The organism is Kitasatospora sp. NPDC096077 (genome assembly GCF_040303245.1).
Classification (GTDB): domain Bacteria; phylum Actinomycetota; class Actinomycetes; order Streptomycetales; family Streptomycetaceae; genus Kitasatospora.
This window is the reverse complement of sequence record NZ_JBEOSV010000072.1, coordinates 1-15,047: the sequence shown is the minus strand read 5'-3', so window position 1 is coordinate 15,047 and position 15,047 is coordinate 1. Positions and strand designations below refer to the sequence as shown.

Sequence of the window (15,047 nt, the reverse complement as noted above, 5' to 3'; positions counted from 1 at the left end):
CCGGGTGCTGACCTTCCACGGAGCAGCACTCGGTCCGTTCCTCCGGATCTTGGTGGATCAGCGCGTCGCCGTGCCGGCGATGAACTCCTCCCAGGTGCCGACGGTTTCGGCCGGGGGTGCCGTGATGGCCGGGACGGTGCGGGGACGTCGGGCATCAACCCCGTCTACGGCCGGCGGAAGGCCGGCACCGAACGCGCGGTGGTCGACACGTTCGGGCTCGCCCGGACGAGCCTCCTGAAGCCGGGCATGCTGCTCGGGCCCGGAGAGTACGTCGGGCCGCTGCCGCCCCGCTACGGTGCCTCGCCGCGTGCCAGGGCCGGTCACCGGTTGAGGCTGGCCGGGAACCGTGCTGACGCAAGAGGCCACGGCATCGTCAACGCGGCCGACCCGGCACCGTCGCCCGCAACGACAGCCAGGCCGAACGACCCAAGCCGTCCCCGACGAGCGCCAGAACGAGGCCCGCTTCGGGCCTAACTCCCAACGATGGTGAAGTCACCCGGCCTTCCCCAAGGCGCAACCCTCCTCGAGGCTCGTGTAGGCGACGGATCCGTCACCAGTGGGCAACTGAAGGCCGAGGGCGTTGATGTTGTGGCCGCAGAGACCGAGGGGCGGATCTGCCCGGACGGCGCCCTGGGCGGTACCGGCGCAGACCGTGAGCATGGCCGTACTTGCCGCAACGACCAGGAGATGGTGGGCGAGCTTATGCACGGGAAGTCCTCTCTATCGGTGCACCAGGGCGCGCGCCACTGGGCGCTCCTGACATGTCCTGCGGCTACGGTTCGTACACCCTGGGGACCGGATGGCCACCCCTGCGGACGAATCGCTTCACCCAAGGGGATGAGAGGTGCTGACGGGCAGTTGCGGACGCCCACCGAGGCCGTCCCCCAGGGTCCGCTCTCGGTTCATGAAGGATCAGACGCCGACGCATGCCGTCGGCACATCGCACGGTTCGAGTGACGTTCCCCGCCAGTCCTTGGCCACCGCCCAACCGGAGACGCTCCCTAGGTTGAATCCGACAAATATCAGAGAATGCCCACTCATTCGTCATGCACGAAACCTGCGGACGCGGCCTGCCGAGGAACACTCGTCGCCGCCCCGGTTCCGTTGTGACGTCCTGGCGTCGGCTGGGCGCTGTCGTGGCTCTGGGCCCTTGTCACCGTGCCGTCGACGCCTGCGCCCGCGCAGCCGCCGGAACGTCATGCACGCAAATGGGCCGCCCGGTTCGTGTGGGCGGCCCATCCGGGAGCGCCGGCCGTCAGATGCGGTCGGCGACGATCAGGAGGTAGTGGAAGCTGCCTTCGCGGTAGGCGGTGAGGAAGGACTCCTCGATTCCGGTGGCGAGGTCGGATTCGGCCCGCAGCTCCCAGTAGGGGATGGCCTGGGCGGTGAGGTCCATGACCGCGATGGGGACGAGTCCGTTCGCCGCGAGGGCTTTGAAGTAGGCGCTGCGCGGGTGGATGTTGCAGGTGTAGTGGCTGTCGATCCGGCTGACGGCCTGGGATCGGCCGCCGGTCACGTCGTTGGAGCAGCCGGTGATGCACACGTACCGGCCGCCCGGGGCCAGGATGCGGGCGAACTCGGCGTACAGCTGGTCGAGTTCGACGTACATGGTGGTCTCGTTGGTCCACACGGCCTGCCGGGAGGCGTCGGGCAGGCCGGTGTCGAGCATGTTGCGGAAGTGGAAGCGGACCCGGTCGGCGACGCGGTGCTGTTCGGCCTGCGCGTTGGCGAAGTCGACCTGGTAGCGCGAGATGGACACGCCGTCGACGTGGCAGCCGAAGCGCCGGTGGGCCATGACGGAGGTGCCGCCGCGGCCGGATCCCGCGTCGAGGACGTGCGCGTCGCGGGGGAGCGGTCCGAGGTGGTCGAGCAGGAGGTCGGCCTGTGCGCTCTCCAGGCGGTGGAGTTCGCGGACGATCGCCTGTTCCCGCTCCTGGGGAGCGGTGTCCAGGACGGCGGGGTCGTAGGGACCGATGCCGTAGTGGTGGTGGTACAGGCCGTCGATGTGGCCGAGTTCGAGGTTGACGCCGTCGTTCCGGTGGGTGTCCCAGTACCGGGCGACGGCGCGCTGGTAGTCGGTGTGCAGCACCTCGGTGGTGCGGGTGGGCGTGGTGGTCATGTCCTGTCCTCGGGGTGGATGGCCGCTCCGGGAACCCTCCCGGAGCGGTAGCGCGGGCTGGAGCGGTGCCAGGCGAGGCTGCCGGCGCACCAGGCGAGCACGCCGTCCAGGAACCGGCGCAGCTCCGGTCCTGCGCCGGCTGCGAGTTCCTCGGACCGGGCGTGGAAGCGGTCCATGAGTTCGTTGTGGAGGTCCGCACTGATGCGCAGGGCCTCCTGGGCGGTGCAGGAGTGTTCCTCGGCGACGGCGCGCGGGAGGTTGAAGTCCTGCCCGGCGGCGTGGTTCTCGACGTCGAGCGAGTAGATGTCGTTGGCCACGCAGCTGGCCAGGGCGGCGGTGCCGACGGCCTGCCTGACCCTCGGATCGGCCCAGTCGGCCGGGGGGAGGCGGTAGGTGCCGAGGGCGTCGATGACGGTCAGGCAGGGCAGGAAGCTGTTGGCCTGCCGGTTGACCAGGTACTCCCAGACGCGGGGCTGGTGGCGGGCGGCGCGCCAGGAGGCTTCCTGGGCCAGGGCGGAGAACAGCGTCAGGAGGCTGTGGCGGGTCCGGTCGAGCTGGATGGGGGAGGTGATCGCCGCCAGGTGCCCGACGGCGGATCTGAGCCCGATCAGGACGGGGTCGGTGCGGGTGGCGTGTTCGAAGCGCTCCTCGTAGCGGGCCGGTAGGCGGACCCTGTCGAGGGTGGCCGAAGCGGTGGCCAGGCGGGTGCCGGTGAGGGCGGGCACGGCTCCGAGCGACGGGTCGTCGCAGTAGTGGTCGTCCAGGGCCCAGATGGCGAGGGCGCAGCGCGCCGGCACGGTGAGGAGGTCGAGGTCGTCGCTCTCGGGGTAGCACAGGACGGCGAGGTTGCCGAAGTCCGCGGCGCGGACCCGTTCGAGCTGTCCGTGGTAGAGGCCGACCTGGTCGGCCCAGTTCAGGAGCCGTTCGTTGATGCGCGCGGCGAGCAGTGGATCCTCGCGCCGGGGCGGGGGGCAGTCGAGCCGCAGGGACGCGATGTCGCAGGCCGCGTCGGCGACGCGGACGTGCGGTGCGAAGCGTCGGGCGGCCGAGGTGCCGATCCCGGTGGGGCCGTTGAGCGGGCTCACGGCGAGTCCGCGGGGCCGTTGTAGTGGCCGACCTCGACGTTCTCCAGGATGCCGAGGGCGCTGGGCAGGAGCGAGGCCACGGAGTAGTAGTTGCTGACGAGGTAGGAGAGCGTGGCGCGGTCGTCGATGCCCATGAAGCGGACGGACAGGCCCGGCTCGTACTCGTCGGTGAGGCCCCGCTGGTGGAGGCCGACGACGCCGCCGTTGTCCTCGCCGGTGCGCAGCGCGAGGATCGAGCTGGTGAGGTTGCCGGAGATGGGGATCTTGTTGCACGGCAGGAAGGGGATTCCCCGCCATGCGACGACGTGGTGACCGTTGAACTCGGTGCCCGGCGGGTAGATTCCGGCGCGGGTGCACTCCCGGGCGAAGGCGGCGATGGTGCGGCGGTGGGCGAGCAGGTACTTCGTCTGGCGCCGCATCGAGATCAGCTCGTCGAGGTCGTCCGGCGTCGGCGGGCCGCTGCGGGTCGAAATCCGTTGGCGGGCGTCGGCGTTGTGGAGCAGCCCGTAGTCCGGGTGGTTGACGAGGTCGTGCTCCTGGCGCTCGCGCAGGGCCTCGATGGTCAGCCTGAGCTGTTGCTCGGTCTGGTCCTGCGGGCCGTTGTAGAGGTCGCTGACGCGGGTGTTGATCCGCAGGACGGTCTGGGCGACGCTGAGCGGGTACTCGCGCGGGGCGGCCTCGTAGTCGACGAACGCGGCGGGGAGCAGCGCTTCCCCGTCGTGGCCCGAGGCGATGGCGATGTCCGCCTCGCCGCGTCGGGTCACCGGCGGCCGGGGACGGGTGCGGAAGTCGTCGACGTGAATGTCCAACTCCGCCATCGAGGAGCGGAGTTGTTTGAACCGGCGGCGCGGGAGGACGAGGATCGTGCAGGCGGTCGTGGCCCGGTAGGTGAACTCCCACGCGCCTTTTCGGGTGAGGTGCTGGTCGCCGAAGTAGGAACCGTCGGCGAGGAGACCGTGCGAGACGGAGTCGGTGTACGCGCCGGCGCCGGTCCGGTCGACCTTTCCGCTCGCGACGAGCACCAGTTGGTCCGCCTTGGCATCGGCCTGGGCAATCACGGTGCCGGGTTCGGCCTCGTGCTGCTCGAAGGCGGAGGCCAGGGCCGCGAGGACCGCGTCGTCGGCGATGCCCTCGAACAGGGGTATCTCCCTGAGGGTTTGGGGGATGACCCGGGTGGTGAGGCCGGCGGTGTCGAACTTCACCTTGCCGTCGCCGATCGTGTAGGCGAGGCGCCGGTTGACCCGGTAGGTGCCGCCGGGGACGTCGATCCAGGGCAGGATGCGCAGCAGCCAGCGGGAGGAGATCCCCTGCATCTGGGGGACGGTCTTGGCTGTGTGGGCGAGGTTCCGGGCGGCCTGGATGCCCAGGGCCGAGGGCTCGTCCGGACGGACAACCGGCGGGGGTATGGATTCCGACATCGGCCGACTTCCCTTCTCGAAGGCATGGTTGAGGCACTCGTCGAGAAATGGGGAGGGAACTCTGAGCGCATGGTGCGCGCAATGGTTCGTCGAACTCCCGTATGGACGAGATGCGATGATCGTTAGTCAAGGTTGAGCGACAGCAACTCGCAACGGGAGATGGGCCATTCGGCGTAGCGAGACGTCCCGCGTGGCGCTGCTTTCGAGCACGCACGGGAGTTCGTCCGCGGCGGCGCGGCTCGGTAGGCGGACAACGCCGTGCACGCCGACGGCTCTACGTCCGAACTCGCGCCGAGCCGCGGGAAGTCGGGCGGACGGATAGTGTGAGCGCATCCTCCGCCTCGGGGTGCGTGGCCGATCCTGGGCCACGCGACGGCGGCTGTGACCGCGCCGCAGGCGTGCGCCGATGCGGACACGGTGCGGCACCGTGGGGTGGCCGGGTCGGTGCGCTCGCCCTGGCCACTGCCGGACCGTCGGCACACCCCAGCCGTGACGGCCGCGCGCCAGAGACGAGCGCTCGGCGTGCCCGTTTCGGAACCGAGGTTTGTCGGCCAGGGGCCGACTGGATCGGCGGCAGGGGTCGCCGGAATCCTCCTGCCGCCATCCGGCCGCAGGAGGGCCCACTCGATGCCCCCCAAGGGGTGGTTGCCCGGCGGTCGGGGACGCGACGGCGATCAGGGCGGGGAATGCAGCAGGAATCCGGTTCGGAAGCGAACCGCATAGCCATTCAAAGGAATCGCCCATGTCTCCCGTGCGTCGCCGCTATCTGCTCCCGGTCTTTCTCGCCGCCGTCGCGGGAGTGCTCCAAGTCCTCGCCGGACCGTCCGTCGTCTCGGCCTACGCCGATGCCATCGCCCCGTGCAACGACGAGGACATCGTCGCCACGAACGGTTGCCGGGAGTGGCCCTTCTGCACCTACCCCAACCCGGCGGATCGCCATTCCTACATCCAGTGCAACGCCGAAGGCCGGCCGCGCATCGTGGCCTGTCCGCCCCTGTTGGTCTGGGATGACGAGGCGAAGCAGTGCGACTTCTCGTTCGGCGCGAGCCAACGGCCACACCGGGAGGGATCGACGGACGCGGCGACGCCGGCACGAGCCGGTCGCCTGCCCCTCAGCCAGGCCTGATCGGCCCGTTGCCGTCGAGCACCAGCACGGCAACACTGTCGGGTCGAGGCCGGGCCGGCCGTTCCGCCGGCGCTCCACCGTCCCGCGAGTTCAGCCGAGTAGGGGGACTGACGTGAGATCACCGACCGCCCGGTCCGGGGCTGGCGTCCTGACGGTGCTGAAGGCACTGGGGCGGGCTGCCCGGAGCGTCGGGGGCGCGCCGACCGAGGCTCTGCTGTGTCGGCGAGTCCGGCAGTTCTATAGGTCGGCCTCGGTGAGGTGGCGAGGGTCCAGGCTGTGGACGAGGGCTTCTTCGAGCCGGCGGTCGCCGCGGAGTCGTTCCAGGGTGGCGGTCTGGCCGCGAAGTCAACGGAGACTGAGCCGACGCTGCTGGGACCGGTCTCCAGCGTGCTCTGCTGGTTGATCAGCAGGTGCAGGTTGGCGGTCTCGGGCCGGCGTCGGCGTTGGTGCTACAGCCAGGCGAGGGCGGCCTGCAGGGTGAGCTCGTCCAGAGGGCGGAGGCGGTCGTAGGTGACGAGTGGGCGGTTGCCGAGGTCGTCAGGCACAAGGCGGTGGATCGCACCGGACCGGTCGGTGTGGAGGACTGCTAGGGCGAGGATCAGCCGGCCCGTAGCGCTCGTTACCACGGAAACGGAGGACCGGACGTCCGCGGATTCCAGAGGCTGGATGACACCGGTCTCCTGCCCAGGCCCCGCAGACGTGCCACAAACACGGAACCCAAACAAGTTCGCAACTGCTGGCGGTCGGCCCGTGGGCCCCGGAGGAGGGCACCGGGTGGCAGCCTCCTTCGGGACCTGGCCACTGGGATCATGCGCCGTCGAGTTGCTCCCACCGCTTGGTAGCCTCGTCCGCCAGTGCTGGCATGTACTCAGGCTTGTTCGCATTCGCCTGCAGACCCCCGAGGAGGGTGGGGAGAGCCGCAACGACCGCGTTGGTCGCGGTTTTTTCATCAACTCCCAACTTGCTTGCAATCTGGGCAATCGGTACCTGCGCCAGGAGATCGTCGAAGCTCGACATGGGTCCCTGCTCCTTTGTCCGAATCCTTTGATCCTGGCCACCACGCTGACACCTGAGGATCACGACTGCCTCGCCACACACCGGCAGTTCGTCCGAGCGGATCATGCACTCGGCCAACCGACCCAATTCGTCGCCGACCTGCACCTCCTTCGGGTGTCCGGTCGCACCGTTTCCGTGCCCTCCGAGATCAGTTCCCCGGCTGTGGTTGATCGCCGGGGTCTCGGGTGGCCTGGTACGGAGTCGCCGGGTCCCCGGGCGCTGTGCTGCCGGCTGCCCCGACGTTCGGGCTCATGCCGGTTGCCGATCCTGGCTCCACAGGTGGTCCAGGCAGCCGATGCCGGGGGCGCCGACGGCCTGTGGCCGGCTGGTGAGGGTGGGGCAGGCGTGAGAGAGGTCCAGGCCCGGTACGCGGTAGCGCACCGCCATCTGCCGCGGGTACCACCATTCGAGTGCATTGGCGAGGATGGACAGCTGTGCTTCGAGGAAGGCGACGACCGACTCGTCGTGCCCGCGGGCGGCGAGAGCGTCCGTCGACCGGCGCGCCTCGGCGTAGGCCCGGTCCGCGAGTTCGGCGACCCGCTCCGCGCCCTGCTGAAGGGTGCCACCGGCCTCGCGGGCGAAGATCCGCACCCAGTTGGACTTCGACCCCGAGGCCAGGTCGCTGTAGCCGGAGTAGAGCTCGTTGTGTGCGGACAGGACCAGGGTGATCAGCGACTCGATCCGCAGGACCTCGGGGTGCCGCACGTGCCCGGTGGTGACGGAGGGGAACAAAGGTAGGACGACTGCGGCGATGAGGAGCTCCCCCATGGTCTCCAGCCGGTTCCCGACGGCCTCCTCCAAGCCGGGCTCACGGCCTCCGGTTTCGAGTCGCTCCACCCGGACCTCCGCCCGGAACCAGGTGAGGAACGACTCGATCATCAGACCGCGCTTGTCGTTGCCCTCGACCCCGGGAAGCCGGCGCAGCGCGCGCAGGAAGGCCTGAGAGAGGACGTCCGGGACCGCATCGGAGATCTCGGGGTCAACCACACGCTCCGCCACCGCCCGCGGATCGATCGTCGGGGAGCCGCCGGTGAGGTGGTGATGCAGGATCGGCCGATGCGCGTCGCCGGTCTGCGGGTTGTCCGCCATCATGCCGATGGCGAACACGGAGCCGACCTCGACCAGGTCATCGATGCCGGCGGTCGGGGAGAAGCAGGCGACCATCTCGGCCAGGTCCTGGCCCTCGTACGTCATCAGGTATCCGGGATCGTCGAGGACACCCTCGGCATCGAGGCCCTCGCGCAGGCGCCGCGCGATCCGGTCGCCGGCGGGGTGGCGCCCGAGGCTGCCGGGGCTGTACAGGGGCGGGATGCGGTAGGGCAGGGCGCTGGTCGGGCCGTCGATCGACGGGGCCGGGGCGGTCTGCGACATGGTGATCGTCCTCTCCTCGATACGGGACATCGGTCGTCGTCCGTATAGGAACGATCGGGGATGGAGAGCGGAATCGGCGACGGCTCGGCAACGACGCCATCACATCGGGTACGGCTGCTGGGCCGGCCGGCGGGGCGAAGTCGCCCCGATTGCGGAAAGTGTTCGCGTTCACGACAGTGGGTGAGGGGGCTTCTCCAGGAAAAAGGGTGAGAGCCATGCGTGCGTCGCACAAGGCAGCCGGGATCGCCGCCGCTGCCGCCCTGGCCGTGGGCGGCATCGCGTGTCAGGTCGCCGCCGCCGACACCCCGGTGACCGTACGCGTGAACCACTTCGAGGCCGACTGCGCGGTCACCTGGGCGAAGGACGGGGTTTCGCTCCGGCCGACCATCCCCGGGACAGGCCCGTCCTCCTACGCCCTCACCGATGGCGAGGGGACGGTGACCTTCGACCTCGGTTCGCTGAACAACCCCGTCGCGCTCGCGAACAGCATCAACGCCAGGGGCACGTTCCACGGCGGCTTCCTGCTCGTCGACCGGGCCGGTCACTTCGTGGAGGCCGTGGACGGCGAGGGCACTCTTCCCACCGGCGAGCCCGCGCTCTACGTGCGCACGGACGCCGATCCGGTCGCCCGTCCGACGCCGGTCGTCACCTACGCGGAGGTCCCGCTCCTCGTGCCCACGGTCTCGCCCCTCGATCCGTTCGAACTGACAGTGCGGGTCCCGCAGGCGAAGTTCGACATCACCCCCGAGTTCGCGAAGGTACTCAACGACACCTTCGGCACCGGCAGCGCCCAGCCCGGCACGCCGTGGGCCACCTGTTCGGGCAGCATCACCACCTGACCGTGCCGGGAACGCGGATCGCCCCACCACCCACACCAGCTGGCCGACAGTCCGTCGAGGGCCCCGCACACCATGATGGGGAATCGACGGTTCATACCGATCGGACGTCGCAGCCGCGCACCGGCCGGGTCAGGTCAGGTCCCAGGTCTCCTGAGGGAGGGTGAGGAGATAGCAGAGGGTGTGGCGCAGGGCGTTCTCCAGGCTGTCCGGAGTGATCGGGGCGGGGCCCTGGGGGAGGGTGCCGATGGAGGTCGGGAAGGGTTCGGTGTCGGTGAAGGCGGTCATGACGTCGGCGGCCAGGCGGCCCACGCTGGGCGCGGCGCCGGGCTGTGCGCGGTCGAGCACCGAGGTCATGATGCGTTCGAACACGTCCGGTTCGAGCAGTCGAGTGCCGAACAGTCGCACGCCGAGGTCGCCGATGCGGGTGCCGCTGTCGCGGGCGATGGCGGCCTCGCCGCAGAGATCCAGCAGGCGGGCCATGGGGAGTGCGGCGTCGCCGGCGGTGATCCAGTGCTCGCCCTGGAGGCGTTCGGAGCGGACCAGGGCGGCGAGCGCGGCCGCGGCGGTGTCCTGCGGGACGAAGTCGATCCGGGTGCCCGGGGCGCAGGGCAGGAAGGGGAGTTGGCCGGTGAGGGCGGAGCCGACGACGTGGTGGAAGGCTTGCAGTCGGGCGGTCCGACCGGAGGCGGAGTCGCCGATGACGGTGGACAGGCGGGCGATCGCGTACGGGAGGCCGGATGTCCGTACGAGGGTTTCGCCGGTGGCTTTGGACTCGGCGTAGGCGTCGAGCAGGGAGCCGCGGCCGGCCCGGGCGATGAACGCGGTCGAGCCGTGTACGAGCCCGGCGGTGGCGTCCTCGGCGAAGCGCAGGACGTGACCGGTGCCGCGGACGTTGACGTTGTGCAGGTGTGTTCGGGAGGCGGTGAAGTTGACCGACGCCGCGCAGTGCACGACGACGTCGACCCGGGCGGCGAGGCTGCGGTAGTCGGCGGGGTGGAGGCCGAGCCAGGGGCGGGTGACGTCGCCGCGCAGCTGCTGCCCGGTGATCGGCTTGTGGTGGGTGAGGGAGATGACCTCGGTGTCGGCGAGTTCGCGGAGCAGCGCGGAGCCGACGACACCGGACGCTCCGGTCAGCAGGACGGTCGGGGCTGTCATGGGCCTTCCTCCTGGCGCGGGTTGCCGGTCCGGACGACGGCGGTCGTCCCGTCGCAGGTCGTTTCGACGCGGTAGCGGCGCTGCGGGTGGTCTGTGAGGTGGGCGGTGCGCAGGTCGGTGTCCGTCTCGACGGTGCCGGGGTGGGCCGCTGCCAGGCGGGCGACGTGTTCCTTGACGGCGATGGTGGCCAGCCGCCGGGCCGTGCCGACGCCGATCGGGAGCCGGTAGAGGGCGGCGACGGTGCCGGGCGGGACGTCCGCTTGTTCCACCGCGGTACGGGTGAGGACGGTGGTCCCGTCGTCGGTCGCCGAGCACAGGAGTTCCGGCACGGCGACGCGATCGCGTAGGTAGGCCCGGCGGCGGGGGCCGGGTACGGCTGTGAGGCCGGCCGTGCCGACTGGGCGCAGGAGGGCGAGCGTGACGGTGAGTGCGGCCAGTACCCGTTGTCCGTCGCACAGTTGGAGGTCGACCGTGGTCAGGTGGCCGTCGGTGCCGGTGCGGCCCCGGTAGCGGGCTTCGACCTCGACGTCGCCGGTGGTCGGCAGCGGGTCGACCAGGGCCAGGCGGTCGAGCCGGTGGGGGAGGCCGATGGTGCCCGGCTCGATCGTGCGGTCCCACTGGTCCGGACAGGCACCGGGGATGACGTGCAGTGCCCCGTCGAGCAGTCCGTGGTGCAGGGCCCCGGGCGGGACCGTGCCACGTTCGGCGCGCAGGATTCCACTGGAGCCCTGTGCGCCGAGTCGCCAGGAGGTGAGGTACTGGAAGGCGGGGCCGTGGAAGAGGTCGGCGGTCTCGTACGGGCACGGTCGGGCGGCGGCGTCGACGAGCGGGGCGAACCTGGCCGGCCGGGACGGCGGCGTGAATCCGAGCGTGGCGTCGGCGACCGGGGCGAATCGGGACAGCGCCGGGTCGGCGGCGTCCCACCACACCGCCAGCTCCGAGGTGACCCGTTCGCCGTCGCCCGCACAGCGCAGCCGCAGGCGGACCGGGCCAGGCACCGGGAGCCAGCGCTGGACCTGGAGGTCGGCGACCGTGCGGACCGCACGGCCCTCCCGTTGCTCCGCAGCCCGGGCCAGGAGGTCGGCCATGGCTGTGAGGGGGACGGTGGGGACGGTCCAGGACGGGCGGTGATCGCGCAGCCAGCTGGCGGTGGCCGGGTCGAGTACGGTTTCGGTCACCGTCTCCGGGCCCGTCCGGTCTTCGACGCCGACCACGTGGGCGAGCGCGCGGTTCTGGAGGCCGAGGAACCGCTCGTGCAGGGCACTGGTCCGGCGGTGCAGGTCGACGATGTCGTCGAGCAGCCCGGGTACGGCGGCCGCGAGCGCAGGGGCTTCCGCCGGCCAGTGGGACTGCGGTGGCCTCGGCATGACCTGGGCACCCGCCGGGGCGTCGTCAGGCCGGGACACCGCGGGCCACCTCCTGGAGCCGAAGGGCGGCCTGTCCTGCGGCGAGCACGATGCGCGGGTCCGGCGCAGCGCGCCGCAGCTCGTCGACGAACGCGCGGGCGCCGGTGTCGAGCGGGAGCGACTCGATGCCGCCGAGGTCGAGGAGGTCCCGCAGCCCGGCCGTGACCATGCCGCCCTGCCAGGGCCCCCACAGCAGGGAGCGGACGACGGCGTCCGGCCGGTGGGCCTGTTCGGCGGCGAGCACGTGGTTGAGGGTCTCGTTCGCCATGGCGTAGTCGCACTGGCCGTGGTTTCCGGTGGCGCTCACCACGGAGGAGAAGGCGCACAGCAGCCGCAGCGGGTCGGTGCGGGTCGCCGTGAGCAGGTGGTGGAGGCCGATGGCCTTGGTGTCGAGGACGTCGGCGAACTGCTCGTCGGTCTTCCGCCCGATCGGGGCGTCGGCGAGGATCCCGGCCAGGTGCAGCAGCCCGGTGACCGGACCCCAGCGAGCACGGGCCCCAGCGAGGGCCCGGGCCACCGCCTGCTCGTCGCGGACGTCGGTGGCGGCGTAGTCGGCCTCGCAGCCGGTCTGCCGGATCGCGGCCAGGCACTGCGCGATCCGCGGGTCCTCGGGCGCCGTCCGGCCGAGGAGGAGGAACCGGGCGCGGTGGTGCCGGGCGAGTTCGAGCACGCAGGCCCGGCCGATCCCGTGGGCCGCGCCGGTCGCGACGATCAGGGGCGCCTCCCCCAGGAGCCGGGACAGGTCGGCGGTCGGGGCCAGGGGCGTCTCGACGAGGCGCAGGGCGGACCGGCTGCCGTCGGGGCCGAGGAGGAGGTCGACGTCCGGGCCGCCGTTCAGCAGTTCCCCGACGAGCGCGGAGGCCACCTCGGCGTCGGTCCGGCCGCCCCGGTGGCAGCCCACCGCCTTGACGGACGCGTTCGGCCGTTCGCACCGGAGGGTGCGGGGCAGTGCGGCCAGCCCGCCGAGCCAGGCCCGCGACCGGTCCGGCCGGTCGTGTCCGCCGGTGTCCTGGACGGTGACGAACACCCCGCCGCAGTCCCCGAGTTGTCCGGTGGCGGAGCGGGCGAGGCGGAACGCCTCGCGCTGGACGGCGAGCGCTTCGCCGGGGCCGGTGACCTCGGCCAGACCACCGAGGAACACCACCCCGGTGGCGTCCTCGGGCAGCTCGGTGCCGACCACGGCCGCGACACCGGCCCGCCGCAGCCGACCGGCCACCTCCTCGGCCACCGCCGCACCGTCCGGAGTGATCAGCACGGGCCCTGCCCCCAGACCCGGCAGCGGCATCCCGGCGGGCGTGACGGGCACCGCTTCGAGGGTGTGCCGCCGGACCTCGACGGGGGCCTGCCGCAGTGGGCCGGCCGGTGCCGCGCCCTCGATCAGCGACCAGACGTGCTCGACGACCTCACCGATCGTGCGCAGGACGGCCAGCGAACCGAAGTGCTGTGCGCCGAGCGCCTCCAGCTGCGGGAAGGACGGGCGCAGCGCGGCCAGGATGCGCGCGCGAGTGATCGAGTCCAGGCCCAGGTCGGCTTCGAGTTCCATGTGCGGGGCGAGCAGTTCGACCGGGTAGCCGGTCTTGTCCGCGACGGTCGCCAGGACCAGGGCCTCCAGCGCGTGACGGGACTCGGGCACCGCCACCGGCGCGTCGGCGGCCTCGACCGGGGGCTCGCGGCGCGGTGCCGGGAGGAGCCCGGCGGGGGAGGGGGTCGAGGGCCGTTCGTCCGCGGCGGAGCCCGGGGAGGATCCGACACCCGGTCCCGTGGTGTTCGCGCCGGATGAACCGGTGGCCAGGGCGGTGAGGGCTTCCAGGGTCCGCTGCGCCGTGTCGAGGTAGGCCGCGTGGGCGCGGGCGGTCTCGCGCTGTGCCTCGGCCAGGGCTCGGCCCAGATCCCCGTTCAGGGGTGACGGCCCCCCGGCCGGAGCAGGCGCTGAGGCCGGGCCGGGCAGCCTGGGGGCCGGTGCCTGGGCGCGGACCGGCGGCGGGGCCGCGGCGGGTGGCGGTACCGGGAAGCGGGAGTTCACCGGATAGCGCCGTCCGTACGGGGCGGCGTCGATCAGGACGGTGCTGCCGGGCCTGGGGGCGGCGTCGGCCGGTGCGAGCGGCTGGTCGTCGTCCAGGACGGCGAGGTCGACCGGCAGGCCGGCGGCGGCCAGTTCGGCGAGCCCGCGGTACAGCTGTCCGATCGCCTCCGGTCCGGAGCGGTCCAGCGCGATGGCGCGGTACGGGCGGTCGCCCAGGATCTTCCGGACGATGCCGCTCAGGGTCCGGCCCGGGCCGGTCTCGACGAAGGTCCGCACGCCGTCCGCGTACATCGCCTCGATCATCTCCCGGAACCTCACCGGTGCGGCGACCTGGGCCGAGAGCCGCCGGCGGACCAGGTCGGGTTCGACCGGGTAGCGGTCGGCGTCGGTGTTGCCGTACACGTCCACCAGCGGGGCCCGCACGGTGTGCTGCGCCAGGAACTCCAGGAGGAGGTCGGCCGCCGAGTCCAGCAGAGGGGTGTGGAAGGCGACGTCCGACGGCAGCAGGGCCCCGGCGACGCCCTCCCGCTCGGCCTGCGCCGCCAGCCGGGAAACGGCGTCCGCGGGGCCGGCGACCACGACCTGCTGCGGTGCGTTGTCCACCGCGATCCACGCCTGGCCGCCGGCGCAGCGGTCCAGCAGTTCCTGCGCCCGGGGCTGTCCGGCGGACAGCGCCAGCATGGCCCCGGGCACCTTCGTGGCCTCGTCGACGAGCGCGCCGCGGCCCCGCGCGACCCGCATCAGGGTGTCCTCGTTCAGGGCCCGCGCGGCGAACAGGGCGATCAGCTCGCCGAAGCTGTGCCCGGCCACGCAGTCCGGTCGTACCCCGAGCGTGTCGAGGACGGCGAGCAGGGCCGCGCTGTACCCGGCGATGGCGGGCTGGGCCGTCCTCGTGTGGTTGAGGCGTTCCTGCTGGGCGTTGCGTTCGGCTGCGGTCAGGCCCGGCTCCGGGAAGACGGTGTCGGTGAGTCCTCCGGCGCCGTGCCGCTGCCAGAGGGCCCGGGCCTGGGGGAAGCGCAGGGCGAGTGCCGTACCCATCCCGACGTACTGGGTGCCCTGGCCGGGGAACAGGAAGGCGAGACGGCCGACGGACGGTCGGCCGACGCCGTAGTGGAGCCCCGAGTGCTCGGCGAAGGGCGTGGCCGGGGCGGCGGCGATTCGCTCGGCGGCCTGGGCCAGTTGGCGGGCGAGGTCGTCGGCGGAGGTGACGACCAGGCACAGCCGGGCCTCGTCGGCGGCCCGGAAGTCCTCGGCCGCCTGCCGGGCGGCTCCGGCGAGCCCGATCTCGGCGGCCGCGGCGGCGAGTTCGCGGCTGCGGGTCACCAGCTGGTCGGGTGTGGCGGCGGAGAGGGCGACTAGGGCGCGTATTCGGTCGTGATCAAGTGGTGCTTCTGGTGAGGTCTTTGATCCAGATCATTGCGCCGCGAAGGTGGAGGCCGGCGAGGTAGC

Annotated in this window: 10 protein-coding genes; 2 read left to right on the top strand and 8 right to left on the bottom strand. The window is 71.9% G+C overall.

Going from position 1 to position 15,047, the window contains the following annotated elements; all coding sequences use genetic code 11:
• Window positions 1–1,255: 1,255 nt before the first annotated feature.
• The 3 genes from ABTZ03_RS36865 to ABTZ03_RS36855 are packed head-to-tail and all read right to left on the bottom strand — an operon-like array spanning window position 1,256 to window position 4,622.
• Complete coding sequence (locus tag ABTZ03_RS36865) at window positions 1,256–2,119, bottom strand: geranyl diphosphate 2-C-methyltransferase (RefSeq protein ID WP_350517555.1); 864 nt, start codon at window positions 2,117–2,119, stop codon at window positions 1,256–1,258.
• Window positions 2,116–3,204 (bottom strand): terpene synthase family protein, encoded by a 1,089-nt coding sequence (locus tag ABTZ03_RS36860; protein ID WP_350517554.1) that lies wholly within the window; start codon window positions 3,202–3,204, stop codon window positions 2,116–2,118. Before ABTZ03_RS36860 ends, ABTZ03_RS36865 begins: the two co-directional genes overlap by 4 nt.
• Window positions 3,201–4,622: a family 2B encapsulin nanocompartment shell protein gene (locus ABTZ03_RS36855; protein ID WP_350517553.1), complete on the bottom strand. Its 1,422-nt coding sequence runs from the start codon at window positions 4,620–4,622 to the stop codon at window positions 3,201–3,203. The genes ABTZ03_RS36860 and ABTZ03_RS36855 overlap by 4 nt, the downstream gene beginning before the upstream one ends.
• A gap of 742 nt (window positions 4,623–5,364) precedes the next feature.
• Here ABTZ03_RS36855 and ABTZ03_RS36850 point away from each other — a divergent pair.
• Window positions 5,365–5,748 carry a carbohydrate-binding module family 14 protein gene (locus tag ABTZ03_RS36850; protein ID WP_350517552.1) on the top strand — a complete coding sequence of 128 codons (384 nt, stop codon included), beginning with the start codon at window positions 5,365–5,367 and terminating at the stop codon, window positions 5,746–5,748.
• Between the two features lie 807 nt (window positions 5,749–6,555).
• Here the strand turns inward: ABTZ03_RS36850 and ABTZ03_RS36845 are convergent.
• Together ABTZ03_RS36845 and ABTZ03_RS36840 are read right to left on the bottom strand one after the other, a co-directional pair.
• Window positions 6,556–6,765 (bottom strand): DUF937 domain-containing protein, encoded by a 210-nt coding sequence (locus ABTZ03_RS36845; protein ID WP_350517551.1) that lies wholly within the window; start codon window positions 6,763–6,765, stop codon window positions 6,556–6,558.
• A 288-nt stretch (window positions 6,766–7,053) separates the two neighbouring features.
• Window positions 7,054–8,175 carry a terpene synthase family protein gene (locus tag ABTZ03_RS36840; protein ID WP_350517550.1) on the bottom strand — a complete coding sequence of 374 codons (1,122 nt, stop codon included), beginning with the start codon at window positions 8,173–8,175 and terminating at the stop codon, window positions 7,054–7,056.
• A gap of 215 nt (window positions 8,176–8,390) precedes the next feature.
• On the opposite strand from ABTZ03_RS36840, the gene ABTZ03_RS36835 reads away from it, so the two are divergent.
• Window positions 8,391–9,014, top strand: coding sequence for a hypothetical protein (locus tag ABTZ03_RS36835; RefSeq protein ID WP_350517549.1), 624 nt, complete (start codon window positions 8,391–8,393; stop codon window positions 9,012–9,014).
• Between the two features lie 129 nt (window positions 9,015–9,143).
• On the opposite strand, the gene ABTZ03_RS36830 is transcribed toward ABTZ03_RS36835, so the two are convergent.
• The 3 genes from ABTZ03_RS36830 to ABTZ03_RS36820 are packed head-to-tail and all read right to left on the bottom strand — an operon-like array spanning window position 9,144 to window position 14,921.
• The gene (locus tag ABTZ03_RS36830) at window positions 9,144–10,169 is read right to left on the bottom strand and encodes an SDR family oxidoreductase (RefSeq protein ID WP_350517548.1); all 1,026 of its coding nucleotides are present in this window, start codon (window positions 10,167–10,169) and stop codon (window positions 9,144–9,146) included.
• Entirely contained in the window at window positions 10,166–11,575 is a 1,410-nt protein-coding gene (locus tag ABTZ03_RS36825) for a polyketide synthase dehydratase domain-containing protein (RefSeq protein ID WP_350517547.1), read from the bottom strand. The genes ABTZ03_RS36830 and ABTZ03_RS36825 overlap by 4 nt, the downstream gene beginning before the upstream one ends.
• Entirely contained in the window at window positions 11,562–14,921 is a 3,360-nt protein-coding gene (locus ABTZ03_RS36820) for an SDR family NAD(P)-dependent oxidoreductase (RefSeq protein ID WP_350517546.1), read from the bottom strand. The genes ABTZ03_RS36825 and ABTZ03_RS36820 overlap by 14 nt, the downstream gene beginning before the upstream one ends.
• Window positions 14,922–15,047 lie beyond the last annotated feature (126 nt).

Excerpts from the sequence above, each read along its gene's own strand:
- ABTZ03_RS36865 (WP_350517555.1), bottom strand. The coding sequence starts at position 2,119 with ATGACCACCACGCCCACCCGCACCACCGAGGTGCTGCACACCGACTAC.
- ABTZ03_RS36855 (WP_350517553.1), bottom strand. The coding sequence starts at position 4,622 with ATGTCGGAATCCATACCCCCGCCGGTTGTCCGTCCGGACGAGCCCTCG.
- ABTZ03_RS36850 (WP_350517552.1), top strand. The coding sequence starts at position 5,365 with ATGTCTCCCGTGCGTCGCCGCTATCTGCTCCCGGTCTTTCTCGCCGCC.
- ABTZ03_RS36845 (WP_350517551.1), bottom strand. The coding sequence starts at position 6,765 with ATGTCGAGCTTCGACGATCTCCTGGCGCAGGTACCGATTGCCCAGATT.
- ABTZ03_RS36840 (WP_350517550.1), bottom strand. The coding sequence starts at position 8,175 with ATGTCGCAGACCGCCCCGGCCCCGTCGATCGACGGCCCGACCAGCGCC.
- ABTZ03_RS36835 (WP_350517549.1), top strand. The coding sequence starts at position 8,391 with ATGCGTGCGTCGCACAAGGCAGCCGGGATCGCCGCCGCTGCCGCCCTG.
- ABTZ03_RS36830 (WP_350517548.1), bottom strand. The coding sequence starts at position 10,169 with ATGACAGCCCCGACCGTCCTGCTGACCGGAGCGTCCGGTGTCGTCGGC.